Source organism: Thiocapsa roseopersicina, from assembly GCF_900106925.1.
GTDB lineage: Bacteria > Pseudomonadota > Gammaproteobacteria > Chromatiales > Chromatiaceae > Thiocapsa > Thiocapsa roseopersicina.
Genome location: NZ_FNNZ01000041.1, coordinates 1 through 24,283, shown reverse-complemented (window position 1 = coordinate 24,283; position 24,283 = coordinate 1). Strand labels below are relative to the sequence as shown.

The window sequence follows — 24,283 nt, the reverse complement described above, 5'->3', positions numbered from 1 at the left end:
GTTGTTCAAGCACCCCGAGGGAGGCCCACCGCTCTCCCTCATACAAGTTGACGATTTAAGAGGAAAAACCCATCAGGGAAGGTGGCCGTACTCAATCACGCTCGTTGACTCGGCGGGCGGAGGGCGGCGGTTGCGGGGAAATCTAGCCTCCAGCGTTGGCAGACGCGCGCGTATCGTTCTGCTGCCAGATCTTCGAGGTAATGAGACGGTGTTGAAACCCTGCGGTGTCCGTGACATGCGCGGGGCTTGGGCGGCTGCGGCGAATGCGAGCGCTGTCCGGCCGAGTGATCGGAGGGCCATCGGCCGGTGCCGAGGCGCGAGGGGGCGGACAGTGCATCTGGGCAAAGCAGGAATACAGAGGCTGCTGTCCAGGTGTTGTCGTTGCAATACTGGCAGGTCTCGGGTCTATTGCAGGCGGGCTCCAGTCACAAGCGAGCGTTGATCTTGGCCGACTCCAGACTGTTGCCATCCTCGACCCGAGTGACCGTTGCTGGGGCCGTGCTGCCCATGAGCAGTCAAATGGCGGTGTCTGCTTTCAGGCCATGCCACTGACCGGATCTCCGCCCATGCTTCTGTTTCCCCTTCCTTCGACGAGGAAACAGACCATGAAGACCACCAGTGATGCGTCCCAAACCGCCCATGAGCCGTGGAACAAAGGTAAGCTGATTGGCCAGAAGCCGCCGCTGAAGTTGCAAGAGATCTGGACCGTTCGCACACAGCTGCGCATAGCCGGGAACACGCGGGAGTTGGCGTTGTTCAATCTGGCGATCGACAGCAAGCTGCGCGGCTGCGACCTGGTCGCCCTGCGGGTCCGCGATATCGCTCACGGCAACCACGTGGTCGCTCGGGCCAGCGTTGTCCAGCACAAGACACGCGAGCCGGTGCGATTCGAACTGACCGACCAGACGCGCGAGGCCGTACAGGCATGGATCAAAGAAGCCGCGCTCTCAAATGGGGATTATCTCTTCCCCAGCCGGCAGAGCGGCTCGCCGCACTTGTCCGCTCGTCAGTATGCGCGCATCGTCAAGCGATGGATCGGACTCATGGGCGCTGATCCGCAAGAGTACGGGTCGCACTCGCTGCGTCGGACCAAGGCGACGTTGATCTACCGTCAGACCAAGAACTTGCGCGCCGTCCAGCTGCTGCTGGGGCATCGCAAGATCGAAAGCACCGTGCGTTACTTGGGAGTGGAGGTCGACGACGCTCTCGACATCGCCGAGCACATCGAGTGCTGAGGGACACCTCGCCGCTCAGTCACGACTGAGCGGCGCCAGGAGTTCAGCTTGAGACCCTGCTCCCGGAGTCGATCCTCAAATCGGCTCCTTGAGGACCTCCTCCAGGGTCGAGCCGTCCAGGACGCGATCGGCCCAGATCTCAAGCTCGGCCTCGCCGGCCTGCTCGAGACGTGCCTCGGCCCAGGCCGGCAGGGATCCGAAGCGCCGCACCAACTGCCGGCGCAGCAGCTTGGTTTCGCCCTCGGAGATACCCTGCTGCTTCCACTCCTCGGTCCAGGTCTTCACGCGTTCGGCCAACATGGCGCGCATCTCCTGAAGATTGTTGACGTTCGGTAGCTCGGCGCCCGGCACTCGCGCCGGCAGCAGCACGCGCTTGAGCCAGACGACGAAGGCGCGACGCAGACTGTCCTGCTCGGGTGCGGCGAGCCAATCAATCAGACTCGCCAGGACCCGCTCGATATCCTCGGGCCGGCGACTGTTCTCAAGTCGGAACAAGGCCGCGGCAACATTGCGCTGTCCCGCCAGATCGGTATCGGCAAGCCGCTGCTCATCGAGCAGCAGATAGCGGATCTGCGGCTGCCATCGGCGCAGCTGCTCGGGTAGGTCCGGCTCGATCAAGTCGTCGAGACTGGTCTTGGCCCACCAGGATTTCTCGCCATTGTAGAGGACGATCGGCAGCACGGGAGGCAGCGGGCTTCCAGAGGGGATCTCGCCGGCGGCGGCCAGGTCCTGATACAGCAGTCCGACATAGGTCAACAGCCGCACCGCCATGAGCCGATCGACGCTCGACTGAAACTCCAGCAGCAAGTAAACGTAGACCCAGCGCTCGCCCCAGCGCAGCCGCCAGATCATGTCGTCCTCGCGCTCGCGAAGGTCGTGGCTGACGCCGATCTCGCTGACGCGCTGTAGGGTCGTGAAGTCCAATTGCTCGACCCAATCCTCGTGCACGAAGCCACGGATCAAGTCCGCAACCAGATCGCGATGCGAGAATAGGAGCTTGTAGGAGGGATCGTGTTCGGCCATCCGGGAGAGCGGGGTAATTCCGTCGTTTCGGAACCATACCCCAAACCGACCCGCATGACAGCGTGTGCGTAAGGCAGATGCCTCGAGAGCGTCGGCAAGCCGCCGCTCAGGACAGACCGCTTCCGGGCAGGTAAATCCTGGTAACAGTCACACGCCGTCCGACGACCGACGGACCTGTCACGACCCAGTTGGTCGCTGGCCATGTGAACCAACGAGGCGGCAATCCAACGGATAGCGGACACTGCGACCATTCGTCGCCTTCAGCACCGCGGCCGCCCCCGTGCGGCGGATTCTCACCCACATCGGCGAGCCCGCCGCTCCGCCGCGAATCAGCTCGGCCCGTGGACTGCCCGCGTGGGACGACCCGCTTGTCGAGGCCGCACCCGACTGGAATGCTCTCGCCCAACCGCAATCCATGTACATCTTCGGCCGGCAGGTGCAGTGGTAGCCTCCTTCCGTCGCTTGGTCGTACAGGAGACGCGCCCCTCCCTGCAACCGCTGTGATCGTGCCCCGCCTCGCAGCGCCAAGGCTCGCGAGAGTGTCCTCCCAACCGGCGGTTTCCTCCCTGCGGGCCTCCCCACAGGCCACACTGTGTCCTTGCAGAGCACCTTCCTTCGATGCTAAGTTTTCGTGCCTCTCCAGCCGCCGTGCGGTCGAATATCCTATCCTATCCTATCCCTTATCCCTTATCCCTTATCCCCAGGATGTCGCACGGTCAGCTGTTCTGCGTGCGGATCACAGCAACGCGTCGCGTTGTCTTCCCATCATCTCGCAGGTCTGCTTATGACACACCGATTGTTCTCGACTGCATTGGTCTTGTTGCTCCTGGTCGCTGGGATCGCGCTGGCGACGGACTTACCCTCTGATCGCCCCTACGTGACCTTTAATGCAGCGAAGCAAGATGCGATGACGCCGGAGATGGCGATCAACAAGCTCAAGGCAGGTAATCGCCGGTTCGTTGACGGAACCATGCACAACCGAGATCTCTCCGCCCAAGCGCAGCGCACGGCGTCTGCTCAGTATCCGTTTGCCGTGATCCTCTCGTGCCTCGACTCGCGTTCGGCGCCGGAGATCATCTTCGATCAAGGGGTTGGCGATCTCTTTGTCGCGCGGGTGGCCGGCAACGTGATCAGCGACGACATACTCGGAAGTTTTGAGTTTGCGACCAAGGTCTCGGGTTCCAAGGTGATCGTGGTGATGGGTCACAGCGCTTGCGGGGCCGTGATGGGTGCCTGCGATGGCGTCGAGCTGGGCCATCTCACCGGGTTGTTGGCCAAGATCATGCCTGCCGTGGATGCGACACCGGTCCCCGCTGATGCGCAACGCAACGCGAGCAATGCCGACTTCGTCGAGGCCGTCACGGCGGCCAACACCAAGCTACAGGTCGCCGAGATCCTGCGCCAGAGCCCGATCCTCAAGGCTTTAGTCGATCAAGGCGAGATCAAGGTGGTGCCGGCGATGCACAATCTCAGCACGGGTGAGGTCGAGTTTCTCTGAGGTGCTGGAAGGGGCATTGGCTGTCTGCAATACATCGTGCGGTGCTGCGATTCGTGGTGGATGGGTTTATGTGTGCCGGCCCCGATGCATCTTCCGGGCTGTCCCGATGGGCATCGATCCAGATAGTGCTGTTGACGAACTCGGTGCCGGACATGGCGCTCATCCCCGGGGATTTCGATCTTGTCCACCTTGACCCGCTCGTAGTTCAGTCAAGGTCTCATCAGTCGCACCCGGAGGAGAATCAAGCGGGAGTTGCGGGGACGGTATATGTAACTCGTAGATCTACTCAATGTCTGCTGCCCACTCGATTGCGGATCCTAACCACCAACGCGCCCGCGTCGGCAACCGGCCAAAAAAAGACCCTTCGGGACCACAAATCTGAGCGGCCGCGACTGACCGATCCTGGGGCCCAACCGTCACCGACAGCTGCCCTACCTCGACCTCGCAGAAGTCATTTTCTATCCCCTACAACACCGCCACGACACCGGGCACGTCCGACAAACGGTTTAGATCGTCGCTCGCTGCGCTCGGACGTTCTTACCTTATTCCTTAGCCCTCAAGTTCATGTACTGCGAGGCGCATGGGTACGAACGAGATGCCATGCACGGAAACGACCTCGCCCGAGGCCTCGAAACCGAAGGCACGATAGGTTGCGACAGCCGAGAGGCTCGAGTTCACCGTGAAGTGCGTGGGCGCGGCGGCCTTGAGCGCTTGGGTCTTGGCCTCTCGCCAAAGCCGACGGGCGATTCCGGTGCGCTGGTACTGCCGGGCCACAAACAGGTGGAAGACGTGACTGACATCTCGAAGCGCGATGAACCCCCGGATGTCTCCGTCGAGCTCGGCGACGATGTACGCGTAGCGAGGTGACTCCAGATACTCTCGTTCAGACTGGCTGGAGACCGACGCGAGGTACTGTTCAGCGCCTGCACCATCGGGTTGGTTTGTAAGCTCCGACTGAAAGCTCGCGATGAGCTCGGCGATGGCTTCTGCGTCGTTGGCACTGCCTGAGCGGAGCTTCATGAGGCCTAACCCGGGGAAGGACGAAGGCATCGGTATGCCCGAATGCGCTTCGGATCAACGAGATGAAACGGCATTATTGCATAGGCCCCCTCCGACGCGCGGTGCCGCATGCGCCGTCTCGAGGTTGGGTTGAGAAGCCCGGAGGCATCCGATGCATTGGTCTGCCGCGTTGCTGTTCGCCTTGCTTGCCGGATCGGCGGCCTACACCCAGGTCAGTGTGTGGCGGGCCGAGTCGGCCAATCCACCCATCGGGCGGTTCGCCGAAGTTGACGGGCTGCGCGTCCACTACACGGACCAGGGGCAGGGCCGGCCTCTCATCCTGGTCCACGGCGCAAGCACCAGCCTGCTGGACTTCCACGCCAGCATCGGCGGACCCCTGGCCGCGAGGTACCGGGTGATCGCCTTGGACCGCCCGGGGCACGGCTACAGCGAGCGTCCTGCCGATGCCTGGCCGAATCCATTGGCTCAGGCCCGCATCGCTTACGGCCTGGCACAGGGGTTGGGCCTGGAGCGCCCGATTCTGGTCGGGCACTCCTGGGCCGGCTCTGTGGTCCTCGCCTATCTGCTCGCCTACCCTGGCGAGGTGGCGGGCGCGGTGCTCCTTGCCGGCGCGACCCACCCCTGGGAGGGGGGCGTGGCCTGGTACAACGACCTGGCGGGGATCCCGGTGCTCGGGTCGCTGTTCGCCTACACCTTGGGCGGGGCATTGGGCCCGCTCGCCATCGACGGCGGGATTGCGCAGGTCATGTCCCCGGACCCGGTGCCGGACGGCTATCGGTCCCGCACCGGGGTAGACCTCAGCCTGCGGCCGCGGACCTTTCTGGCCAACGCCGAAGATGTGCGCCGGCTGAGCCCCTTCCTCGCCGAACAGCGGGCCGGCTACTCTCGCATCCAGGTCCCGCTCCTGCTCATCACGGGCGAGCGGGACGACCTGGTTCCCGCCTGGAATCATGCCGATCGACTGATCCTGGAGGCCCCCGGGGCGCGCCAGGTCGTGATCCCGGGGGCCGGCCACGGACTGCACCACAGCCGAGGGGATCCGGTGGTGAGGCTCATCGAGGATTTCGTCGCGGAAACGGCCGAGGCCCACGGCGCCGGTCATTGAGTCCGAAGTCGGGCATTCCCGGGCCCGCGTGCGGTGTCCCGCACCGTCCCTGGCCTCTGGTCGTGGGGTGGTGGCAGGGCGCCCTTCTCGGGCCGGCAGTGCCACGCGCGACCGGCGCCCTGGTTTCCGCCGTCGCGCAGAACCGCTCGGGTGCCCGCCCGGCCGGCCGGCGGGTTGCAGGAGGCAGGGTGCGCCCCACCTTCAAGGCCAGGCAATCGCGGGAGGTCTACCCATGGCGCGACGCATCACCGGACGCATCTCCACCGCGGTCCTCGCCGCGGTCCTCGTCATGCCCGTGGCGGCGCTGGCCCATCACGGCTGGCGCTGGACCGCGGGCGAGAACATCTCCCTGACCGGTCTCATCACCGCGGTTCGGCTCGGCAATCCGCACGGGCTCGTGGCCGTGGACGTCGAGGGCGAGCCCTGGACCGTCGAGGTCGGCCAGCCCTGGCGCAACGAGCGCGCGGGGCTGACCGACGCGGACTTCGCCATCGGGCGCGAGATCCGCGTCGAGGGCGAGCCGGACGCGGCCGCCTCGCGCCGGGTCATCAAAGCCGAGCGGCTCTGGTTCGACGGGCAGCGGCACGAACTCTATCCCGAGCGCGATTGAGGGTGGAGGCGCTCGCCGCGCTCGGGGCGACGCTCGCCGACTGGCCGCTCGCCGAGACGATGCGGCGCACGCGCTGGGGTTACGCGGCGGCGAGCACCGGGCACGTGGCCGGGATCGCGCTCCTGGTCGGCGCACTCGTGCCCTTCGACCTGCGGCTCCTCGGCGCCTGGGCTTCGGTCGAGCGCGCCGTGCTCGCGCGGGTGCTCCTGCCGGTCGCGGCGGCGGGCCTGGCGCTCGCGGTGAGCTGCGGGGTACTCCTGTTCCTGGCGGCGCCTGCGGACTACCTCGGCGCGCCGCTCTTCCTCGCGAAGATGGCTCTGGTGGCGGTGGGCGTGGGCCAGGCGGCTGCGCTCCACCTCTGGCCCGGTCTCGCCGCGGCGGGGGCGGTGCGGCTTCGGGTCGCCGGGGCGCTATCGCTTGTGTGCTGGACGGGCGCCCTGGTCGCGGGGCGGATGCTTGCGTTCGTCGGCGAGTGAGGAACGGAGGTTCCGGCGCGTTTCTGCGCACCGAGATTCACCCGCTTGAGCCTGGCGGGGAAACAACGTCCTGTCTTACATCGACAACTCAGCGGTATGCCGAGCGGATAGACGATCGGCGTGACCAGAAGGGCGGGAACGTCGGGTGGCCGGTGGCGATGATATTCAGATCAAGGCGATCTGGCTTTGCAGGAGCCCGGCGACGCCTGGTAGACCTTGGCGTCGCAGCGTATCGATGAAGGTCTCCGCCGAGGGCGGTGGATTCTTGAGTGCCGCGCTGGAGCTTCGCTGCAGTCGTCACAATCGCTGGATCGAGATCGGCCAGATCGAGGATGAAGTCATCCGGATGGCGAGCAGTGATGGCGAAGTCGGCGAGCGCCTCCTGCGGGAAATCCTTGAGATTCGCGGTGACGATGACCTGGGCAGCACATCGGATGGCGGCCGCCAGTACATGTCGATCGTTCGGATCGGGAAGGGCGAGCTATTCGATCAAGTGGCCGTAGCCTGGGACCAAGCAATCCGGGACGGCCTGGTTGATCGGCGTTGTCTTTCCGCTGCAGCTTGGTCTTGTCGAGTTCTGGCCGGTGGCGCAGTAACGCTGCCAACCATTCGCGCTGGATCTCCTCGGTCCAGCGGGCATGAACCCGCCGCGTCCGAGCCAGGCGGATCATCAAATCCCGCAGGGGCGCCGGGAAAATAGGCACGCATCGTAGATGACCGTGAAGCTCGCCACCTAGTCTCCCAAGCCCATGGCCTGTGCTTGTGCTGCAAGCTCATCGGCGGCTTCGGCGGTCCGCTGATCGAGTTGGTCACGATAAGCCATCAGATCAGAGAAACGGACTCGACGATGGCGACCGACCTTGTAGAAGGGAATGGCACCGGCTTCCAGTTGCTTGACCACGAACGGCCGGGAGACATTGAGCAGATCGGCTGCCTGCTGGGTCGTCAGCTCTGCGTGACTCGGAACCGGTGACGCCGCGTTCCCCTGCGCGATCTGATTCAGAATGTCGACCAACGCCGCAGGTCGGCCTCGCACAGCCGCGCGATCAGGGGCTCGGATCCTCGTCGTCGAGGGCTGCAATCTGGTCCGAAGTGATGTCGAAGAAGCGGTGCTGGGGTGTGGGCGCGTCGGACCTGGGCGGGGGATCAATCCAGGCCGAGCTCGAAGTCCGCCTTGAACGGGTTCTCCAGGCACAGGGCTCCAACCCAGCGACCGTCCTGCATGTCTTCGGTGAGGAACCGTGTCACGCCGGCAACCCTGGCGGCCTCCACCAGCATGGCATCCCAGAAGCCGAACCCATGCACGTTCTTCAGACCGATGGCGTGGCGCAGCGTGCGCCCGTCGGCCGCGGCCACCGGAAACAGCTCCATCCAGTCGTGCACCAAAGCGGCGGCTTCGTCCGCGGGCATCTTCGCCTTGCGCGTCACGGCGTGGAAGAACTCGCCGAGCGCCTGGAGCATCAGGACGCAATCGGCGTCGGCAAGGGCGTCCATGATCGCACGCGCCTGTTCGTGCCGCGGGCCGGCATCCTTGTCGACGCTGTAGATGAGGATGTTGGTGTCGACGCTGAAGCGCTGCCGGCTCATTGGCCGCGCTCGTGGAGGCTGTCGCGGTCGCTGCGTGTGCCGCCGAGGGCGTAGCCGCGGCTCATGCGCTCCCGCAACCGCTCGCGGGCTGCGTGCTGGGCGTCGGTCAGGAGCGGCTTCGCCTCGGTGATCGGCAGCAACCGGGCGATGGGTTTGCCGCGCCGGGTGATGACGAGCTCGGCACCCTGCTCGACCCGTTCGAGGTAACGGGATAGGTGCTGGTTGGCCTCGCGGATGGAGACGATCTCTTGCATGACGTGGCAACTGTAGGATGTTCTACATATGTGGAACTTTATGCGGTTCCAGCTGCGGCGACAAGCGTCAACGCCTAATGCATCTCCCCCCTCGCGGCAGGACCGTGAGAGGCCACACGCAAACGGGCACCTTATGGGGAGTGACTCCTTAGTCCGGATCATCGGTCGCTCGGCGCCAGGGCTCTAGGCCCGCTTCGGGCGGAGTCCTTACCCCAGACATGCCGGGTCCAGTGACCGGTATTGGGGCCCAGCCGTCGACCCACACCAGCGACTCGACTGACAGCGCTCAAGGGAAGATCGGGGTGCATGCATGCCGGCCTGCGTGTGTCGCCGGCACGCCCGACCAGCTGGCGTCATCGCCCATGAGATCGCGCACGTGTTGGCGGACCAATCCAACGAGCGCCTGACCCAAGAGCTCGCGGTCCAGAGCGGGCTGATGCTGATGGATCTGTTCACCGAGGAGCCGGGGAGTCTTAAGGACGAGGTGCTGCGCGGGGCGCTGAGCATCGGCGCCGAGTAGGGGCTGCTGCTGCCCTACAGTCGAACCCACGAGCGCGAGGCCGACCGCATCGGCCGCGATCTGATGGCGCAGGTCGGCTTCGATCCCCGAGCCAGTGTGACGCTTTGGCAGAACATGGCCGCCGTCGGCGGAGGCCAGCCGCCGGCCTTCCTCTCCACTCACCCCTCCCACGACAATCGTATGGAGGAGTTGGCCAAGGGCATTGAACAGACCGTCGAGACGGGTCGAGCGACTCGATGCCCCGGGTCTGCGACTTCCCGTCGACCCCGACTGCTGCACCGCTTACCCCGAGCGCCCGGGGCCTTGCGTTCTCGATCGAAGATCATCAGCACGGCATCGATGAACACCGGCCGGGGCGGTCCTGCCGTCGTCTCCTCGACCGTCGCCGCGAGCATCACCTCGGCGCCGGACGCGGCCCCGAATCAGAACCCCGATGCGCTCAGGCAGATCTCCCTCCCATGCCCGCCGGGGCCAAGGCATCCGTCGAGCCTGCCTCGGCCGTGCCTCGGCCGGTCCTCGACATGCCGCACGCGCAACCGTGCGGCGTCCTCCTCCCGCTCGGAGCGCCCGAGCAACCCCACCGCCACGTCTGGGGATCCGCGTCGTTCTCCTGCGGAACCACCAAGGTGACGATATCCGGATGGTGGCTGCCGTACACCCACCCGCGACCGCCCTCAAGCTCCAATACGCTGCAATCGCCCGCGACGGATCCGGCGAGCACCGGTCCGCACGCGCGGAGCAACACCTTCGCTTCGGCCGCCGGGTCGGCCGTCGGCTGTCTCAGCAGCCCGACACGGGCGAGACGCCGGCGCCGATGATTCCAGCGAGCGTTGCCCCCTGTCGAGATCGCGATCGAGGGCGCGGGGCCGGCGACCCGGCAGGGCAACTCGCGATGCTGCCGGCAACATGCCCGTCCAATGGCGACATCGGCGGGACTGAGTGCATCGACCCTGAGAAGTGTCAGCTCATCGTGGATGACGAAAATCCGGAGAACCCTGACCCCCACGACGATCAGTCCGTCACGCTGCCCATCCGACAAGCAGCGTCGCATCCCGATGGTCCAATACGCCCTTCACCCGGATCCAATCCGCCCGAAGAAAAGCTCGCCGGAAAACACGCGAAACGGGGTTCATCGTTTGACCGATCGAGAGCCGCCGGTCACCGGCCGCCCGAGTCCCGAAGACCATCGAGCTGCGGACCCGCCGCAGCGTCATCGCGGGATCCGGCACCGGCCCGACGACGGTCGACGTCTTCAACCTTGGCAGAGAGAGCAACGAATGATGAGCCAGCACCCGCATCGCACCCTGTGGCGTCGTGACTTCGGCGTCGTCCCGGCCGCCGAGCGCCGTCTCGCCCGTTTTGCCCTGCAGTGGCTCGACAGCTTTCCGGCCGCACGCGTCGCCTTGAGCGCCGACGACACACTCGTGTCGATCTGGCGGTTGACCCTTCCGCTGCTCCTGATTAGAAAGGAACTTCAGCCAACCGGCATTCGGGCAGGGAAGTCGCCAACCAAGCCCGTCGAAGCCGCCGAATTTCCGCCAGATCAACGCTGGACAACCGGCATTTGCGACGGAATCGCGACGCTCAGGGCCGTAAGCTGAAGTTGCTTTCTAATCAGGTTCAACGATGCTCCAGATCCTCGGCCATCCGGGATTTCATCCTGCCAAAGAAAAGCTATCAAGCGCCAGAGATCTCTGCAAGGCGGAAGGCTGCGCCCGCTCCGGTGATCCCGGACGCCCGTAAGCACATTCTGGGTGTCAGCAGAACGCGGAAAGTCGATCGCCCTTCAATCAGTAAGAGGGCACGACCCAGATCTGCCGCTCGGCACTTCGTCCTGAGCGCCCGCACTGGACGCTTTGCGGCCTACACCTGAGCGACTGTGATCGGCCCGGGGCGAGCATTGAAGCTGCGCACGTCGCGACCGCTGTCAAGTTCTACGCAGACATTTGGGGGCAGCCTCCAACGCCGGCCCTGGCCCCCACAGGGAGGCCAGGATGGCGCCGGTCGAAACATTCGACGCAGAAATGCATTGGTGAGTCTGGGCCGGCTGGGGTAATCGCCACCGGTCGATCACTACGCGCCCGACCAGTCTGCGCTCAAGCTGTGGATGACCGGCATGAAAGCCTTATAGACTCAGGCACTGCGCGCCGCACAACGCTCATCCGTATCGTGCTAGACTTCTCTACAGTTTTGTAGACGGCAGAACGAGCAAGCTGGACGTGACCCAGATTTCCGCAAACATCTCTCCTGAAACCCGTGATCGCCTCGAACGGTACGTCCGCGCCCGGGGCTTGAAGAAAGGGTTTGTGATCGAACAGGCGCTCCTGCACCATCTCCAGGCGATCAGCGAGATCCCCGAGGAGGTCGTCATACCCCCTCGCCTTGTAGTCACGTCCGCATCGGGCGAGCAGCTACTGGAGCGGATTGAGTCTCAGGAAGCCCCCAATCGGGCCATGCGCGAGCTCTTCGGCGAGAACCCGGAGCCCGCTCACCGCGACGCCTTATGAGTGTGGGGATTCGGCGGCTGGAGGCGAGCGACGATCGCGACCGGTTTTGCAGTGGCCACCCGGATCTCGACCGGTTTTTCCAGCGCTTTGCAGGCCAAAACCAATTTCGCCACCATGTTGGCGTCACCTACATCGCGGTCGAGGATGATGCGATTCTCGGCTTTGTCACCGTCTCACCGTCCGAGATCGAGATCGACGCGCTTCCCGCCGACCGCCGTCGTCGGTTACCGCGCTACCCATTGCCGACGCTGCGGTTGGCACGGCTGGCCGTCGCCCAGAGCGCGCAGGGCCGCGGGATAGGCCAAGCTCTGCTGCGGTTCGCCTTGACCCTCGCCCGCCGGATGGCCGACGAGATCGGCTGTGTTGGCGTCGTCGTGGACGCGAAGCCCGAGGCACAGACGTTTTATCTTCGCTATGGTTTCGAGTCGGTGTCTGCGGTCGAGGGCGTCCTGCTCGATCGACCGGAACCGACACCGATGTTTCTGCCGCTGTCGGCGATTCCGTGCCCCGACAACCGGTGACGCTCGTCGTTGATGAATGCGGAGTGCATGACAGAGACGCTGATAACGCTTCAGGCAGAGAACGCCCGCCTGATCGCACTGCTGGAAACTCACGGTATTGAATGGCGCTTACCGCCGGAGCCAACACCGCCTGCTTTTCCAATGGGAGGGTCATCAAAATTCAGCGCCGCCGACAAAATAGCGCTCATTCGTCGACTGTTCCGGTCGCTGTCTCGCCAAGGCGAGGTCAACCCGCTGGTCGAACACTATGGCAACGTCATCGTCGATGAGTGCCATCACGTTGGGGCGGTGTTGTTCGATGCGATCCTCAAGCGGACGAAACGGCTAGCAGGCGATGGGTTATCGGATCGCAGAACAAGCGATTCCCGAACTCGACCGCCTCGTGGCACTGAACAGCATTTTTTCTGCACAGCTGATGCCGTGACGCTTGCCTTACTCCTCACGGTTCGGGACTAATTTATTTACGGGTCGGTATTGAAGTCACAAAGGGATGCTACGTTTCTGGACTTTATGAAGGGCCGTCGACCGAAATGGGGCGAAGAATTGGCATAATCGCTGCCCTCACGGTTCGTAACTTAATTATGAAGAAATAACGTCATTACCCGTCGGATCAGCCCGCGTCCCGCGTCGAGTCTAATGTCCCCGATGCCATCCGGGTGCAGGGCTGCGGGCGCGCTTTGCCTGTTGCCGACCCGACCGCGTGCGACTCCCCTTAACCCGACGGTATCGATCGGTCTTGCATTCCATTCGGTAACAATTATCATTAGCGTTAATGGGCGGGCACCCCTAACCTGCCCACCATCCCGATCACCCGATCGGGTCGACACGCCGGCAAGGGCGTCTCGACCCTGGAGCCATGGTCATGCGCGAGCTTCTCGTCAGTACGGTTGCAACAGGTGTCCTCCTGCTCGGTTTGATGGGCGCCCACACCCCGACACCTGCGCCCGAGGCCTCCTCGGCGCTGCTTAGAACGCCCGCCGCACTCCACGCCGGAGCCGCCGGATTACCGACCGCCGGCGTGGAGATGGCGTAGTTCCACACCGGCTCATGGATTGAGAGGCTAGGAAAAACAGCGATATGCGATCAAACCACACGTAGATCTGTACTGTTCCGAGGGTGATTTCCGGATGTGTTGCCGAATTGCGCGGTTATGCCTGGATTTGCTTCGCATCTTCCAACCGGGTGACGAGCATGGTCCTGCTTTCATCACCGTGCGTGACGCCAGTCCCTAGCGATCGAATCTGGAAATAGCCGCTGGCCGATCCGGATGTCGCGGTGATAATCGACGTGCGTCTATGATTGAGCCTTTTGCGAGCGCTGCCAGAAAGAATACATCCCCGTGCCTCCCAGCATTACTCCTGGTCGAAGACAACACACAAGCCTAAGCCCCGGAACGTGTTTATCGCTGCGAGCGCTCCCCGGTGTTTCTGCGCCACAACAGCGCTCGTCACGCTGCGGCGGCGATCGCAGCCGACCACTAAGCAAAAAGCGCGCAAAGCGAATCGAAGAACTCAGCTTCGCTGGACTACCTCAGCGACGTATCGGCCCAGTCTTGACGGATGAGCCATCGCCGGCGATCCCGAGCGAGATCCCCTCCCACTCCTTTTCCCTCCTAAACCGTGCATGTGGTGCACAAGCGTGCGATCAGCCGAAAAGCTCGCTGTGCGAGCCGAGCCGCGCCAATCGGAGAGTGTCGGAGTCGGACTTGCGGTAGATCAGCAGCAGGTCGGGCTTGATGTGACATTCCCGGTAGCCCGCCCAATCTCCGGAAAGATCGTGGTCGCGGAAACGCGCCTCCAATGGCTGATCCGTCGCCAGCGCGACCAGGACCGGTTTGAGATCGTCATCAAGCGTAGCGCGATGACGCCCTTTGGCTTTCCGCTTGTAGTCGCGCTTGAACGCGGAGGATCGATCAATCGTCCGCATGCAAATCCGCCATCAGATCGTCCACGCTGGCAAACGTCTTCCCCTTGCCCGATTCCAGCTCGGCAATGGCCTTGCGCGTGGTGGCGCTGGGCACCTTCACGTCGAAGGGCAACCGGCGCTCATCGGCTACGCGCAACATCAGCAAGCGAATGGCGTCCGAAATGGTCAACCCCATTGCTTCGAGTGCCTCAGCGGCGCGTTCCTTGGTGTTGGTGTCGATGCGAGCGCGAACGTAGGTATCGGCGGTGCTCATGGTGATTCTCCGGGAAAGGTTCAGATAGCCATATTGTAGTCACAATGAGACTACACGGCAAGCCGCACCGTGCATGGGACTTCTGAGTCATTCCAGCCTTTCCCGGTGTTTCGTGCAGTGGACCCCTATGCACCCCCAAGACAGACCCCCATCCAAGCACGTATCACCTTTCAGAGAAGGTTCGCTAAGCCTCCGGGATCAATCGGACTATCCGGTTTTTTAACATCACCCTTGATCATCCGAACGGCAAGCCAGCGCCTGTCGGAAACGATGCGGTGACAGACCAGATCAGCCAGTTGTAGACCTGCCGAATTCACGCCTTGATTGGTTGAGCCACCAATTTGACACCCAGCGCATGACAGGCGCGGTTGATCGTGTCGAACCGCGGATGGGCGTCGGAGCGCAATGCCTTGTAGAGCGCCTCGCGCGCGATCCCGATCGCCTTGGCGATCTCGGTCATGCCGCGTGCCTGCGCCAGGGCCGCCGGGTCGTTCTCTTCCAGCACAATGCAGTTATGCCTGGATTTGCTTCGCATCTTGGCACCGGGTGACGAGCATGGTCCTGCTTTCATCACCGTGCGTGACGCCAGTCCCTGGCGATCGAATCTGGAAATAGCCGCTGGCCGATCCGGATGTCGCGGTGAAAATCCACGTGCGTCTATGTCCCTACGGATGGCCTCATGAGCGCCGCGGTCGAGCGGGCCGAGCATCCCCGGAGATCGCTGCCGGGACCGGACATCCAAGACGCCGTCTACAGCGCCGAGCTGTTCGACCCGGCCGGGGAGCTGCGCATCCTGCATCGCGGCCAGCGGTATCGGCTGCGCGTGGGCACAAAGGGTGCGCTGGAGCTGCTCGGGCCGATCTCCGCCGGTATGCATTCCTTCACGGCACGTCCGGCAAGTCATCCGACCGCGCGACACTTGGCCTAAACAACGCACGGCGACTGGATGGTCGCCGTCGGATGGCATCCTTCAAAAAACAAGAAAAGCGGTTTAGACTCCGTCAACGAAACGGATATGGACACTCGGACATGGATGCTTGCCGCCGTCCCTCGCGCACTCGCCCCATCGACCAGACAGATCCCGAAGAGAACGTCGAAAACGACTGGTTTTTCCTCGGTGTCCTCGCCTTCACCGCGCAGCTCGATCCCGGACACCTGCCTCCGCTCGGCAACCTCAAGCTCCAACTGGCCTGGCTGAGCGGCTTCGCCGGCGCCTGGTTCGACGACTGCTGTGCCACGCGCGCGCCGATCGACGAAGACGTCACCCTCTACACGGCTATCACCGCCACGCTGCGCGAGCACCCGCTCCTGCTCCGGGAGTTAATGGCCATCCCTTCGGTCGGCGGCAGCGGACCGCACTGAGACCCGCCGGCCAACCGAGCCGAACGAAAGGATGCACGCATGCCGACCTCCTCCGACCCTGCAACGCTCCTGATGCTGGCGGCCGCCGCGGTCGCTGCCCTGATCGCGGTCATCGTCCTCGCCGTTGTCCTCGCCCGCGTCGTGCACGAACGCGATCGTCTCAAGCAACGGACCGATCGCACGATCGCCGAGCAGCAGGCCGAGATCGACTCGCTCGCGCGCTTTCGCGACATCCGCGATGCCGCGGCCACCGCCGAGCAGCTCAGGAATGCCTCGAAGGCGCTGTACGAAGGCGCACGGCACAAGGAACAGGAAATCCTGAACACGGCGGAACGTGCCGCGCTGGAGATCGCGTCCAAGGCCGAGCGCGAGGCTGCCGGCGTGCTCGAGGTCGCACGGCATGAGGCCGCAGCGCTGCGCAGTGCCGCCAATCTGAATGCAAAGACCCGGCGAGAGCGGGCCGACTCGGCGCTGGCCGAGGCCAGCGCCCAAGCCGAACGCATCATCGCGTCCGCCGATCAACGTGCTGTGCAGATTGCCGGCGATGCCTACCGTGCGCTGCGGGAATCGGATCGGCTCAAGCAGGTTGCCGAGGCGATGCGCAATGTCATCGACGGCTACGACGATCGTTACTTCAAGCCGACCTTCGGGCTGCTCGATGAGCTGGCCGAGACCTACGGCTTCGACGACAGCGGCCGGCAGCTCAAGGCCGCCCGCGAGCGAACTCGCCTGATGGTCGCCGAGCAGCGCCGCATTCGCGAGCAGATCCGCGAGGAGCAAAAGGCCCAGCGCGAGATCGAGCGAGCGCTGAAGGACAGCGCGCGCGAGGAGAAGTCACTCCAGAAGGCATTGGCCAAGGTTCAGGCCGAGGCCGCGCAATCCAGCGAGGCACAACGCGCCTTTTTCGACGCCCGGTTGGCCGAGCTGCATGCGCGGCTCGCGGAGGCCGAGGCTCGCAACCAAAGGGCGCTGTCGATGGCCCAGCAGACCAAGGCCGGTCACGTCTACGTGATCTCGAACATCGGCTCCTTCGGCGAGGATGTCTTCAAGGTCGGGATGACGCGCCGACTCGAACCCCTCGATCGCGTGCGCGAGCTCGGCGACGCCAGTGTCCCCTTCGCGTTCGACGTCCACGCGCTGATCTGGAGCGAGGACGCCCCGGCGCTCGAAACGGCCCTGCACCGCCAGTTCATTCAGGCCCAGGTGAACAAGGTCAATCCGCGCAAGGAGTTCTTTCAGGTTCCGCTCGGAGCGATCCGCCGGCAGCTCGAAGCCAAGGGGATTCTAGCATCCTGGACTATGACTGCCGCTGCCGCCGAGTACCGCGAGAGCCTCGCTCTCGCCAAGCAGCTGGCAGAGGATCCCGAGAAAGCACGGGAGTGGACGCAGCGACAATACGATTACGATCTTGCTGCCGATCGCGAGGAGATGGAAGCCGAAGAGGAGGCCCTTGCGAACGCTTAATGGTCATCAGACGGAGCTGTTGGGGTTGAGTCGAGCAACTCGCACACGTTTTGTTTTGTCAACGCTTGGGCTCTGCGTTAGGCTTCGATGTGTGCACCCACCACAAGGAGACACCGATGTCTGAGAAGAATGAACTGAGTGCCGCAATCGGTTTGCGGCTGCGCGCCGAGCGCCACCGGCGGAAGTTGAGCCTGTCGCAGCTCGCTGCACTGACGGGAGACATATTGTCAAAGTCACGGATCAGCAACTACGAACAGGGTACGCGGCGCATGGGGATCGAGGAGGCTGTGTTGCTGGCGCGCGCATTGGGCGACGTCTCGCCCGTCTATCTGATGTGTCTGGAGGACAGCGATCCGTTGCCGATTGACGAGATCAATCTACTGACCCTCTATCGTGCGAGCGACGAACGCGGGCGGGCGATGATCGACTCGGTGGCCGAGTCCGAAGCCGACCGCTAGCACGGTCAACGGGCGCAGGCGGACTAGCGGAAGTATCGCATCCGAATCAACCGATCCGATGATCTGAAACCAAGGCCGCGCCAGCGCTCGGTCTGGGTCGTTTGCGAGATCGAAAGGGTACTTCCGATACCCACGGGACGCATGGCCCGAGACCGTCTCGAAAAAACACACCACGTCAGGAGATTACGGCGGGCGTGACTGACAGAATCGCTGCATTCATCGGATCGCGATATCCTTTTCGTGTCCGAAATGCTCGATAGGCACGTCAAAATTTGATTGCCTGCAAGGCCGGACTTCGGTTAGGTTCGCAACTGTCTGTCTTATGTCTCATGATCGTCATGGTTTTTGCGGGTACGACCATCGAGGCGTGCACGAATCGTCGAAGAAACAAAACTCCTGGCCGTCAAAGCAACAGTCAACTGCTGTCGCCGCTGTCCGTATGAACAGGCCCGACCCTCTTGGTCCGGGCAACATCTTCTATCGAGACATGGAGTGTCGGACGCGGATATGGCGGACCTATCAGCCTCCGCTACGCGCCATGGAGAGCGAAGCGAAGGCGCGTAGCGTACGAGACAGGCGAGCACGATCCATCCGAAGCAACCGCCCTGAAGATCGCCGAGGTCTTCGGCGTACCGCTGGCCTACCTCTTCACTCCCGATCAGCGGCTCGGCGACATCATCCGAGGCTACGACCGCATGGACGAGGCCGGGCGCGCCCGACTCGCCGAGCTTGCCGCGACGCTCGTCGCGTCATCGAACCCATAGGACTCCTTCCGGCACCGTTCGTTCTGGATCCGAAAGGTCGAGGATTTGGGGGCGACGAACAGATCGAACCGCCGCTGCCATCGTTGGCTTCTTTCGGTCGGCTCGGAACCGCTGGATCTGTGGGCTTGCGGTGTGTCCGCCCGAAGTTGGCACCTTTCGTAAGCGCCAGATCCTTCGGTCGGGCGACGGGATGGAACTGTGGCGCCCGTCCGAGCACGGAGGTCGACTCGATGTGCGCAACCGGATCGAAACCATCGGTGAAGACTGCGAGGGGACGAGCGATTTCTGGTCTCGGTTCGGATAACAGCATCGGGCCAGTTCGGTGCTTGGGCAAACCGGGACCGGTCGCGGGCAATGCTGCTCATGGCGTGCCCAGTTCGACATTCTCGACCAATAATTGTCCCGTTACGCCATATTCGACCCGCCCTCTGAAGACGACCAGCGCCCCACCCCGGTTAACGCCTCGCCGATCCTGCTCCAGCTGGCACAATACCGTGACCTTGGTCACATTATTGCTTAAATATCCGGAGACCTAGCGGTGTTCCGACGGCCCGAGATCCGGGCTCCTTCGGGGATCAAAGTTCAGACGGAGGCACAAGACATGCGCGGAGTCATTCAAGGGCGCTGGCGCCATGAGGCACGGATCCGCGGCTTCACCCTGATCGAGATCATGATTGTCGTCGCCGTGATCGGCATCCTCGCCGCCATTGCATTGCCGTCCTATCAGGACTACACGGTCCGCAGCAAGGCCAGCGAGGGGCTGGGATTCGCCTCGGCCGCGAAGGTCGCGGTGGTCTCGGCCTATTCCAGCGGAGGCCTTCCCGCGAACAACGCCGCAGCCGGATTATCCGAAGCAGGGGATGTCCAAAGCCAGTACGTGGACTCAATCCAGATCGAAGGCGGGAATATACGAGTCACCTTCAACGATACTATCCCGCAACTTTACGGACGAAGCGTCATGCTGGCGGCGAAAGACCGTGGAGGCGCCATCGATTGGTGCTGCTATAGTCCCGATATCGAAGGGCGGTATATGCCGGCGACCTGCCGGGATGATGCGCGGTGCGCGGAAACTCGTCCGGCGATATGTACTGGAATGCGCTGTCGTTGCACGGACGGTTGGATCCTCGACGGAAAGAACTGCAAAAAGCCCTAAGATCGACTGAGGGTGAGCCACGCCTCGGTCATCTTCGGATCTGCACACCAGCCGAATTCCTGGATGTCTTGGCATGAGCACCCTGACGATCCGTCTTCCCGACGATACCGCCGAGCGCCTGCGTGCCCTGGCGCGCAGGCGGGGCCTGAGCGTCAACAAGCTCATCGAGGAGTTGAGTGCTCAGGCATTGGCTGCCTGGGATACCGAGAGCCACTTTCGGGCGTCGGCGGCGATGGGTGACCCGGCACGTACTTTAGCCATCCTCGATCGTCTGGATGCCGCCGAAGCAGATGCGACGCGTCCTCTCGATTAGCGCGTGAGCAATACCCTATCCGGGCGTTTCATCCATAAGGACGGTGTTCCAACAGGCACCGTTATCCCCGATGCCATCTCCTTCAGCATCAACTCACGAACGCCTCGCCGGCGCCATCGAGCGCGTCACCTTCCACTGCGAGCAATCCGTCATCTGTGGTCCTGCGGGTCAAAGTCAGGAGTCAGCGCGATCTGATGACGGTCATCGGCAGTGCCGCGTCGGTATCGGCCGGAGGCGTCGAGCCCCACGTCAGCGTTCTGGACGTATTCCAGGAACGGCCCAGGGTGTCGGCAAGGCGCACCTTCCGGGACCAAGCGACGGTCCTCCAGCGAGCAGAGGAATGATTCGTCACAGCGGAACCAGGGCTCGCATCAAGGAATGATATCGCCGATCCATTGCTTGTGCACCCAGCCAAGGCCGGATCCGGACAGCTGGCGCCTCGGTCCGACGCGCTGACAGGCGTCGTCGGGACTGACCTGGCCGCCAGGGACAAGCACGCTTAGCCAATCGCCTTGCCCGCCGAAGATCGTGACGCGGTCGCCGTTACGGAGTTCGCCGATCTTGCGGTAACTGGACCCGGGGCCGGTGCGGACGGCGAGAAAGCCGTCGCCGCCGGGCTTTACCCCATGACCGTGCCTGCGCCGCAATTGGCCGCTTCTCCGTCGCTCTCGAATTCATAGATCGGCACGTCGAGACCCTGCGCGGCAAGAGCAGTCGGAGCGATGCCTAGGGCGGAAAGCGCAAGAACGCGAAAGATGAAGGGCTTCGTCACGCATGTCTCCCGGTCCGATTGTCCCGCGGGAGCATATCACGGCCTCCGTCGTGGATAGTCCGCGACAGCCGGCCCCGGCCAAGTCGCGCAGGCGCCGCTACAGCAGTCGTAGCCTGAATGTTCGTCACAGTGAAATCCGGTCGAAGCGCATGGCCCGCCGGTGGGCTGCGGCCGGTCCCGCGAGTCCCTCGCGGACCATCCAGACCGTTTGCCACCCCGCCTCCCGGGCGGCGTCGAGTTCCTCGCGCACGTCCGACAGGAACAGGATCCGCCGGGGAGTCACGCCGATGGCCTCGGCGATGCGCCGGTAGGAGCCGACCTCGCGTTTGGGTCCCGTGCGGGTGTCGAAATAGCCCGACAACAGCGGCGTCAGGTCGCCGGCGGCGGTGTGGCCGTAGATCTGCCGCTGCGCGTGGACCGATCCCGATGAGTAGATGTAGAGCCTTAACCCCCGCGCGTGCCAAGTCCTCAGCGCCGGGGCGACGTCCGGATAAAGAGGAGTCACCAGCTCGCCGTTGCGGTATCCCTCCTCCCAGATAAGTCCCTGCAGGGCCTTCAGCGGCGTGACCTTCTGGTCCCGCTCCATCCAATGGCACATGCGCACCACCACGGCCTCGTCGTTCCACACGTCGCCCGCCTCGCGCGCCTCGTCCATGATCTCCGCAACCTCGGGCTCGTTGCGGTGCTGGCGGACGTAGTTCGGCAGGCGCTCCCGAGCATAGGAGTACAACACTTCGGTCGCGAACGCGACTGAAGTGGTCGTACCCTCGATATCCAGCACTATGGCCTCGACCGGCATCATGTCTGCCTAATCCTATCGGTGGAGATTCACGGCTAAATCCGGAGTGTAACGCCGGGTCCGGCGTCGCTCGAAACATCTCTACCTCGCCCGCCCCATTCCCGGCGCTACAATCCGCCGATGCATCCGCCCTCCCCCGATACCGCCCCCCGCGAACGCCTCGCCGGCGCCATCGAACGCGTCACCTTCCACAGCGAGCAGTCGGGCTTCTGCGTATTACGGGTCAAGGTCAGGGGTCAGCGCGATCTGATGACGGTCATCGGCAGCGCCGCTTCAGTCTCGGCCGGTGAGTCCATCGAGGCCCAGGGCGCATGGGCCAACGATCGCGAGCACGGGTTGCAGTTTCGCGCAGATCAACTTCGGGTGGTTCCCCCGACCACGCTCGAAGGCATCGAGAAGTATCTTGGCTCCGGCATGGTCAAGGGCATCGGTCCGCACTTCGCGCGCAAGCTGGTGCGGGCCTTCGGCGAGGCCGTGTTCGACGTCATCGAGACGACGCCCGAGCGTCTCGAAGAGCTGGAGGGCATCGGCCCGAAGCGCCGAGAGCGGGTGACCTCGGCATGGGCCGAGCAGAAGGTGATCCGCGAGATCATGGTCTTCCTGCAATCCCACGGGGTCGGCACCTCGCGAGCCGTGCGCATCTACAAGACCTACGGGGACGAGGCGATCCTCAAGGTCACCGAGAACCCGTATCGTCTGGCGCTCGACATCTGGGGCATCGGCTTCAAGACCGCCGATCTGATCGCGCAGAACCTCGGCATCCCGCGCGACTCGCTCATCCGCGCCCAAGCCGGCGTGCGCCATGCACTGCAGGTCTGGTCCGAGCAGGGGCACTGCGCGGCCTCGCCCGAGAAACTGGTGGCGATGGCGATCAAGCTGCTGGAGATCCCCGCAGCGATCATCGAAGAAGCGATCGCGAGCGAGCAGACGGCGGAGAATCTGATCCTGGATCGGGAGCTGCTCTTCCTGACGCCCTTGCATCGCGCCGAAGTCGGGTGCGCGTCGCACATACGGCGTCTACTGCAAGGGGCACCGCCCTGGGGGACGATCGATCCGGAGAAAGCCCTGCCGTGGGTCGAGGGTCAGACCGGATTGGTGCTGGCACCTTCGCAGCGTGCGGCGGTCGCGACCATGCTGGCGAACAAGGTCTGTGTCATCACGGGCGGTCCGGGCGTGGGCAAGACCACCCTGGTCAACAGCCTGCTGCGCATCCTGCAGGCCAAGCGCCTTTCGGTCGCCCTGACCGCGCCGACGGGGCGTGCCGCCAAGCGCTTGACCGAGACGACCGGGATTGAGGCCAAGACGGTCCATCGGCTGCTCGAGTTCGATCCCACCACCTTCCGCTTCAAGCGCGATGCCGACAACCCGCTGGAGACCCAACTCCTGGTCATCGACGAGGCGTCGATGATGGACACGGTGCTGATGAATCAGCTTCTGCGCGCGGTCCCGGACGATGCGGGCTTGTTGATCGTCGGGGACGTCGATCAGTTGCCCTCGGTCGGCCCCGGCGCGGTCCTGGCCGACCTGATCGGCTCCGGAGCAGTGCCGACCGTACGGCTGACCGAGATCTTCCGCCAGGCGCTCAGCTCGCGAATCATCGTCAACGCCCATCACATCAACCAAGGCGAGATCCCGCTTGTCCCGGCCAAGGGCGAGACCAGCGATTTCTACCTCATCGAGGCAGATGATCCCGAGGACATCGCGGCCAAGCTCTACGCCAGCGTGACCACGCGCATTCCTCGCGGTTTCGGCTTCGATCCGGTCGAGGACATCCAGGTGCTCGCGCCGATGAACCGCGGCGGTCTCGGCGTGCAGGCGATCAACGTCGAGCTGCAACGCCTGCTCAACCCCACTGCCGAGCCGCTGGTGCAGAAGTTCGGCACGACCTACGCACCCGGCGACAAGGTGCTGCAGCGGGTGAACAACTACGACAAGGAGGTCTTCAACGGCGACATCGGGCGGATCGCAGCCATCGACCCGGAACAGAGCACGGTGACCGTGACCTTCGACGGCCGGGCGGTGGAGTACGACTTCGGGGATCTCGACGAGCTCGCGCTGGCCTATGCCGCCAGCATCCACAAGTCACAGGGCTCGGAGTATCCGGTGGTGGTCATCCCGCTTGCCATGCAGCACTACCAGCTGTTGGAGCGTAATCTGTTGTACACGGCAGTCACTCGGGGGCGCAAGCTGGTGGTGATCATTGCCGAGCCGAAGGCGTTGCGGATGGCGGTGAAGCGGCAGGAGTCGCAGCGGCGGGTAACGCGGTTGGGGGAGAGGCTACGGGAGGGATCCGGCGTCCACGAGCGGGGGGCATTTCCAGCTCAGCCCGAGCAGCCCCCGAGCCAGCATCCATAAGGCGGTCAGGCGCCGGCGAGATAGGCTGCCTTCCACCCGGCATAGCGCTCGACCAACCCCCGCAACGCCTCGGGCTCGTAGGCCCGCAAGCCGCTCAGGATCAGGGTCTTCGCGCCCTGCCCGACCGGCTCCCCGGCGGCCGTCAGGCGGAACCCGAGTCGGGCCTCGCCGCGCTTGCCCGTCACCTCCAGCTCGGTCGATTCCAGAGCAATCTCCAGGTCGGGGCAGTCCAATCGGTCCAGCTCGAACGACATCCGGTCATAGATCACCAGCGGCCGATCCGGGTTGATCATCACACCCTGCTGCTC

The 24,283-nt window shown here is 63.9% G+C and carries 34 protein-coding genes; 21 read left to right on the top strand and 13 right to left on the bottom strand.

Annotation, left to right across the window (positions count from 1 at the left end; translation table 11 throughout):
- Positions 1 to 605: 605 nt before the first annotated feature.
- Entirely contained in the window at positions 606 to 1,235 is a 630-nt protein-coding gene (locus tag BLV04_RS22770) for a tyrosine-type recombinase/integrase (RefSeq protein ID WP_093038216.1), read from the top strand.
- Between the two features lie 75 nt (positions 1,236 to 1,310).
- Here the strand turns inward: BLV04_RS22770 and BLV04_RS22765 are convergent, their stop codons facing one another.
- The gene (locus BLV04_RS22765) at positions 1,311 to 2,258 is read right to left on the bottom strand and encodes an Rpn family recombination-promoting nuclease/putative transposase (protein ID WP_093038214.1); all 948 of its coding nucleotides are present in this window, start codon (positions 2,256 to 2,258) and stop codon (positions 1,311 to 1,313) included.
- Positions 2,259 to 3,042: 784 nt separating this feature from the next.
- Here BLV04_RS22765 and BLV04_RS22760 point away from each other — a divergent pair.
- On the top strand, positions 3,043 to 3,756 hold the full coding sequence (locus BLV04_RS22760) for a carbonic anhydrase family protein (protein ID WP_093038219.1): 714 nt from the start codon (positions 3,043 to 3,045) through the stop codon (positions 3,754 to 3,756).
- A 549-nt stretch (positions 3,757 to 4,305) separates the two neighbouring features.
- On the opposite strand, the gene BLV04_RS22755 is transcribed toward BLV04_RS22760, so the two are convergent.
- Positions 4,306 to 4,776, bottom strand: a complete 471-nt coding sequence (locus tag BLV04_RS22755; RefSeq protein WP_175534770.1) for a GNAT family N-acetyltransferase — start codon at positions 4,774 to 4,776, stop codon at positions 4,306 to 4,308.
- A 151-nt stretch (positions 4,777 to 4,927) separates the two neighbouring features.
- Here BLV04_RS22755 and BLV04_RS22750 point away from each other — a divergent pair, with 151 nt between their 5' ends.
- The 3 genes from BLV04_RS22750 to BLV04_RS22740 all read left to right on the top strand — a co-directional run bounded on the left by BLV04_RS22750 (position 4,928) and on the right by BLV04_RS22740 (position 6,967).
- On the top strand, positions 4,928 to 5,881 hold the full coding sequence (locus tag BLV04_RS22750; RefSeq protein ID WP_093038210.1) for an alpha/beta fold hydrolase: 954 nt from the start codon (positions 4,928 to 4,930) through the stop codon (positions 5,879 to 5,881).
- A 232-nt stretch (positions 5,882 to 6,113) separates the two neighbouring features.
- Positions 6,114 to 6,491: a DUF6152 family protein gene (locus BLV04_RS22745; protein ID WP_093038208.1), complete on the top strand. Its 378-nt coding sequence runs from the start codon at positions 6,114 to 6,116 to the stop codon at positions 6,489 to 6,491.
- A 2-nt stretch (positions 6,492 to 6,493) separates the two neighbouring features.
- Positions 6,494 to 6,967, top strand: a complete 474-nt coding sequence (locus BLV04_RS22740; RefSeq protein ID WP_217633778.1) for a DUF2214 domain-containing protein — start codon at positions 6,494 to 6,496, stop codon at positions 6,965 to 6,967.
- Between the two features lie 165 nt (positions 6,968 to 7,132).
- Here the strand turns inward: BLV04_RS22740 and BLV04_RS26205 are convergent, their stop codons facing one another.
- Positions 7,133 to 7,204 (bottom strand): hypothetical protein, encoded by a 72-nt coding sequence (locus BLV04_RS26205; protein WP_503660765.1) that lies wholly within the window; start codon positions 7,202 to 7,204, stop codon positions 7,133 to 7,135.
- Here BLV04_RS26205 and BLV04_RS25145 point away from each other — a divergent pair.
- The gene (locus BLV04_RS25145; protein ID WP_175534769.1) at positions 7,203 to 7,667 is read left to right on the top strand and encodes a hypothetical protein; all 465 of its coding nucleotides are present in this window, start codon (positions 7,203 to 7,205) and stop codon (positions 7,665 to 7,667) included. The two genes, BLV04_RS26205 and BLV04_RS25145, sit on opposite strands and share 2 nt — an antisense overlap.
- A gap of 33 nt (positions 7,668 to 7,700) precedes the next feature.
- On the opposite strand, the gene BLV04_RS22730 is transcribed toward BLV04_RS25145, so the two are convergent.
- The 3 genes from BLV04_RS22730 to BLV04_RS22720 form a co-directional block, all read right to left on the bottom strand.
- Complete coding sequence (locus BLV04_RS22730) at positions 7,701 to 7,982, bottom strand: helix-turn-helix domain-containing protein (protein WP_245732001.1); 282 nt, start codon at positions 7,980 to 7,982, stop codon at positions 7,701 to 7,703.
- A 131-nt stretch (positions 7,983 to 8,113) separates the two neighbouring features.
- Positions 8,114 to 8,554, bottom strand: coding sequence for a PIN domain-containing protein (locus BLV04_RS22725; protein WP_093038204.1), 441 nt, complete (start codon positions 8,552 to 8,554; stop codon positions 8,114 to 8,116).
- Complete coding sequence (locus BLV04_RS22720) at positions 8,551 to 8,808, bottom strand: type II toxin-antitoxin system Phd/YefM family antitoxin (RefSeq protein WP_093038202.1); 258 nt, start codon at positions 8,806 to 8,808, stop codon at positions 8,551 to 8,553. The genes BLV04_RS22725 and BLV04_RS22720 overlap by 4 nt, the downstream gene beginning before the upstream one ends.
- Positions 8,809 to 9,184: 376 nt before the next feature.
- Here BLV04_RS22720 and BLV04_RS25140 point away from each other — a divergent pair, with 376 nt between their 5' ends.
- The 7 genes from BLV04_RS25140 to BLV04_RS25135 all read left to right on the top strand — a co-directional run bounded on the left by BLV04_RS25140 (position 9,185) and on the right by BLV04_RS25135 (position 13,389).
- Positions 9,185 to 9,328: a hypothetical protein gene (locus tag BLV04_RS25140; RefSeq protein ID WP_175534767.1), complete on the top strand. Its 144-nt coding sequence runs from the start codon at positions 9,185 to 9,187 to the stop codon at positions 9,326 to 9,328.
- Positions 9,329 to 9,391: 63 nt separating this feature from the next.
- Positions 9,392 to 9,958 (top strand): M48 family metalloprotease, encoded by a 567-nt coding sequence (locus tag BLV04_RS26140; protein WP_371828660.1) that lies wholly within the window; start codon positions 9,392 to 9,394, stop codon positions 9,956 to 9,958.
- A gap of 647 nt (positions 9,959 to 10,605) precedes the next feature.
- Positions 10,606 to 10,929, top strand: coding sequence for a hypothetical protein (locus BLV04_RS24635; protein WP_217633777.1), 324 nt, complete (start codon positions 10,606 to 10,608; stop codon positions 10,927 to 10,929).
- A gap of 618 nt (positions 10,930 to 11,547) precedes the next feature.
- Positions 11,548 to 11,835, top strand: coding sequence for a hypothetical protein (locus BLV04_RS22700; RefSeq protein WP_093038198.1), 288 nt, complete (start codon positions 11,548 to 11,550; stop codon positions 11,833 to 11,835).
- Positions 11,832 to 12,356, top strand: coding sequence for a GNAT family N-acetyltransferase (locus tag BLV04_RS22695; protein WP_093038196.1), 525 nt, complete (start codon positions 11,832 to 11,834; stop codon positions 12,354 to 12,356). Before BLV04_RS22700 ends, BLV04_RS22695 begins: the two co-directional genes overlap by 4 nt.
- Before the next feature lie 27 nt (positions 12,357 to 12,383).
- Positions 12,384 to 12,812, top strand: a complete 429-nt coding sequence (locus BLV04_RS25365) for a DEAD/DEAH box helicase family protein (RefSeq protein WP_217633776.1) — start codon at positions 12,384 to 12,386, stop codon at positions 12,810 to 12,812.
- 406 nt (positions 12,813 to 13,218) lie between these two features.
- Entirely contained in the window at positions 13,219 to 13,389 is a 171-nt protein-coding gene (locus tag BLV04_RS25135; RefSeq protein WP_175534766.1) for a hypothetical protein, read from the top strand.
- 611 nt (positions 13,390 to 14,000) lie between these two features.
- On the opposite strand, the gene BLV04_RS22685 is transcribed toward BLV04_RS25135, so the two are convergent.
- The 3 genes from BLV04_RS22685 to BLV04_RS22675 form a co-directional block, all read right to left on the bottom strand.
- Entirely contained in the window at positions 14,001 to 14,282 is a 282-nt protein-coding gene (locus BLV04_RS22685) for a type II toxin-antitoxin system YafQ family toxin (RefSeq protein WP_093038193.1), read from the bottom strand.
- Complete coding sequence (locus BLV04_RS22680) at positions 14,269 to 14,535, bottom strand: type II toxin-antitoxin system RelB/DinJ family antitoxin (protein WP_093038191.1); 267 nt, start codon at positions 14,533 to 14,535, stop codon at positions 14,269 to 14,271. The genes BLV04_RS22685 and BLV04_RS22680 overlap by 14 nt, the downstream gene beginning before the upstream one ends.
- A 313-nt stretch (positions 14,536 to 14,848) precedes the next feature.
- Positions 14,849 to 15,070 (bottom strand): addiction module antidote protein, encoded by a 222-nt coding sequence (locus BLV04_RS22675; protein ID WP_245732000.1) that lies wholly within the window; start codon positions 15,068 to 15,070, stop codon positions 14,849 to 14,851.
- A gap of 144 nt (positions 15,071 to 15,214) precedes the next feature.
- Between BLV04_RS22675 and hemP the strand changes: the two genes are divergently transcribed.
- The 7 genes from hemP to BLV04_RS22640 all read left to right on the top strand — a co-directional run bounded on the left by hemP (position 15,215) and on the right by BLV04_RS22640 (position 20,049).
- On the top strand, positions 15,215 to 15,463 hold the full coding sequence (hemP, locus tag BLV04_RS22670) for a hemin uptake protein HemP (RefSeq protein WP_093038185.1): 249 nt from the start codon (positions 15,215 to 15,217) through the stop codon (positions 15,461 to 15,463).
- Between the two features lie 101 nt (positions 15,464 to 15,564).
- Positions 15,565 to 15,897 (top strand): hypothetical protein, encoded by a 333-nt coding sequence (locus tag BLV04_RS22665; protein ID WP_093038182.1) that lies wholly within the window; start codon positions 15,565 to 15,567, stop codon positions 15,895 to 15,897.
- A gap of 39 nt (positions 15,898 to 15,936) precedes the next feature.
- Complete coding sequence (locus BLV04_RS22660; RefSeq protein ID WP_093038179.1) at positions 15,937 to 17,361, top strand: GIY-YIG nuclease family protein; 1,425 nt, start codon at positions 15,937 to 15,939, stop codon at positions 17,359 to 17,361.
- Positions 17,362 to 17,477: 116 nt separating this feature from the next.
- A complete protein-coding gene (locus BLV04_RS22655) occupies positions 17,478 to 17,819 on the top strand; it encodes a helix-turn-helix domain-containing protein (protein ID WP_093038176.1) in 342 nt (113 codons plus the stop codon).
- Between the two features lie 458 nt (positions 17,820 to 18,277).
- Positions 18,278 to 18,583, top strand: coding sequence for a helix-turn-helix transcriptional regulator (locus BLV04_RS26135; protein ID WP_093038173.1), 306 nt, complete (start codon positions 18,278 to 18,280; stop codon positions 18,581 to 18,583).
- 601 nt (positions 18,584 to 19,184) lie between these two features.
- A complete protein-coding gene (locus tag BLV04_RS22645; RefSeq protein ID WP_093038170.1) occupies positions 19,185 to 19,736 on the top strand; it encodes a pilin in 552 nt (183 codons plus the stop codon).
- 73 nt (positions 19,737 to 19,809) lie between these two features.
- The gene (locus BLV04_RS22640) at positions 19,810 to 20,049 is read left to right on the top strand and encodes a ribbon-helix-helix protein, CopG family (protein WP_093038168.1); all 240 of its coding nucleotides are present in this window, start codon (positions 19,810 to 19,812) and stop codon (positions 20,047 to 20,049) included.
- A 371-nt stretch (positions 20,050 to 20,420) separates the two neighbouring features.
- On the opposite strand, the gene BLV04_RS26130 is transcribed toward BLV04_RS22640, so the two are convergent.
- The 3 genes from BLV04_RS26130 to mtnC all read right to left on the bottom strand — a co-directional run bounded on the left by BLV04_RS26130 (position 20,421) and on the right by mtnC (position 21,623).
- Entirely contained in the window at positions 20,421 to 20,696 is a 276-nt protein-coding gene (locus tag BLV04_RS26130) for an SH3 domain-containing protein (protein ID WP_175534765.1), read from the bottom strand.
- Positions 20,669 to 20,821 carry a hypothetical protein gene (locus BLV04_RS25130; RefSeq protein WP_175534764.1) on the bottom strand — a complete coding sequence of 51 codons (153 nt, stop codon included), beginning with the start codon at positions 20,819 to 20,821 and terminating at the stop codon, positions 20,669 to 20,671. Before BLV04_RS25130 ends, BLV04_RS26130 begins: the two co-directional genes overlap by 28 nt.
- 124 nt (positions 20,822 to 20,945) lie before the next feature.
- On the bottom strand, positions 20,946 to 21,623 hold the full coding sequence (mtnC, locus tag BLV04_RS22625; RefSeq protein WP_093038162.1) for an acireductone synthase: 678 nt from the start codon (positions 21,621 to 21,623) through the stop codon (positions 20,946 to 20,948).
- A gap of 117 nt (positions 21,624 to 21,740) precedes the next feature.
- Between mtnC and recD2 the strand changes: the two genes are divergently transcribed.
- Entirely contained in the window at positions 21,741 to 23,975 is a 2,235-nt protein-coding gene (gene recD2 / locus BLV04_RS22620; protein WP_093038159.1) for an SF1B family DNA helicase RecD2, read from the top strand.
- 5 nt (positions 23,976 to 23,980) lie between these two features.
- On the opposite strand, the gene BLV04_RS22615 is transcribed toward recD2, so the two are convergent.
- On the bottom strand, positions 23,981 to 24,283 hold a 303-nt coding region (locus BLV04_RS22615), incomplete at its 5' end, for a DUF3581 family protein (RefSeq protein ID WP_139192012.1).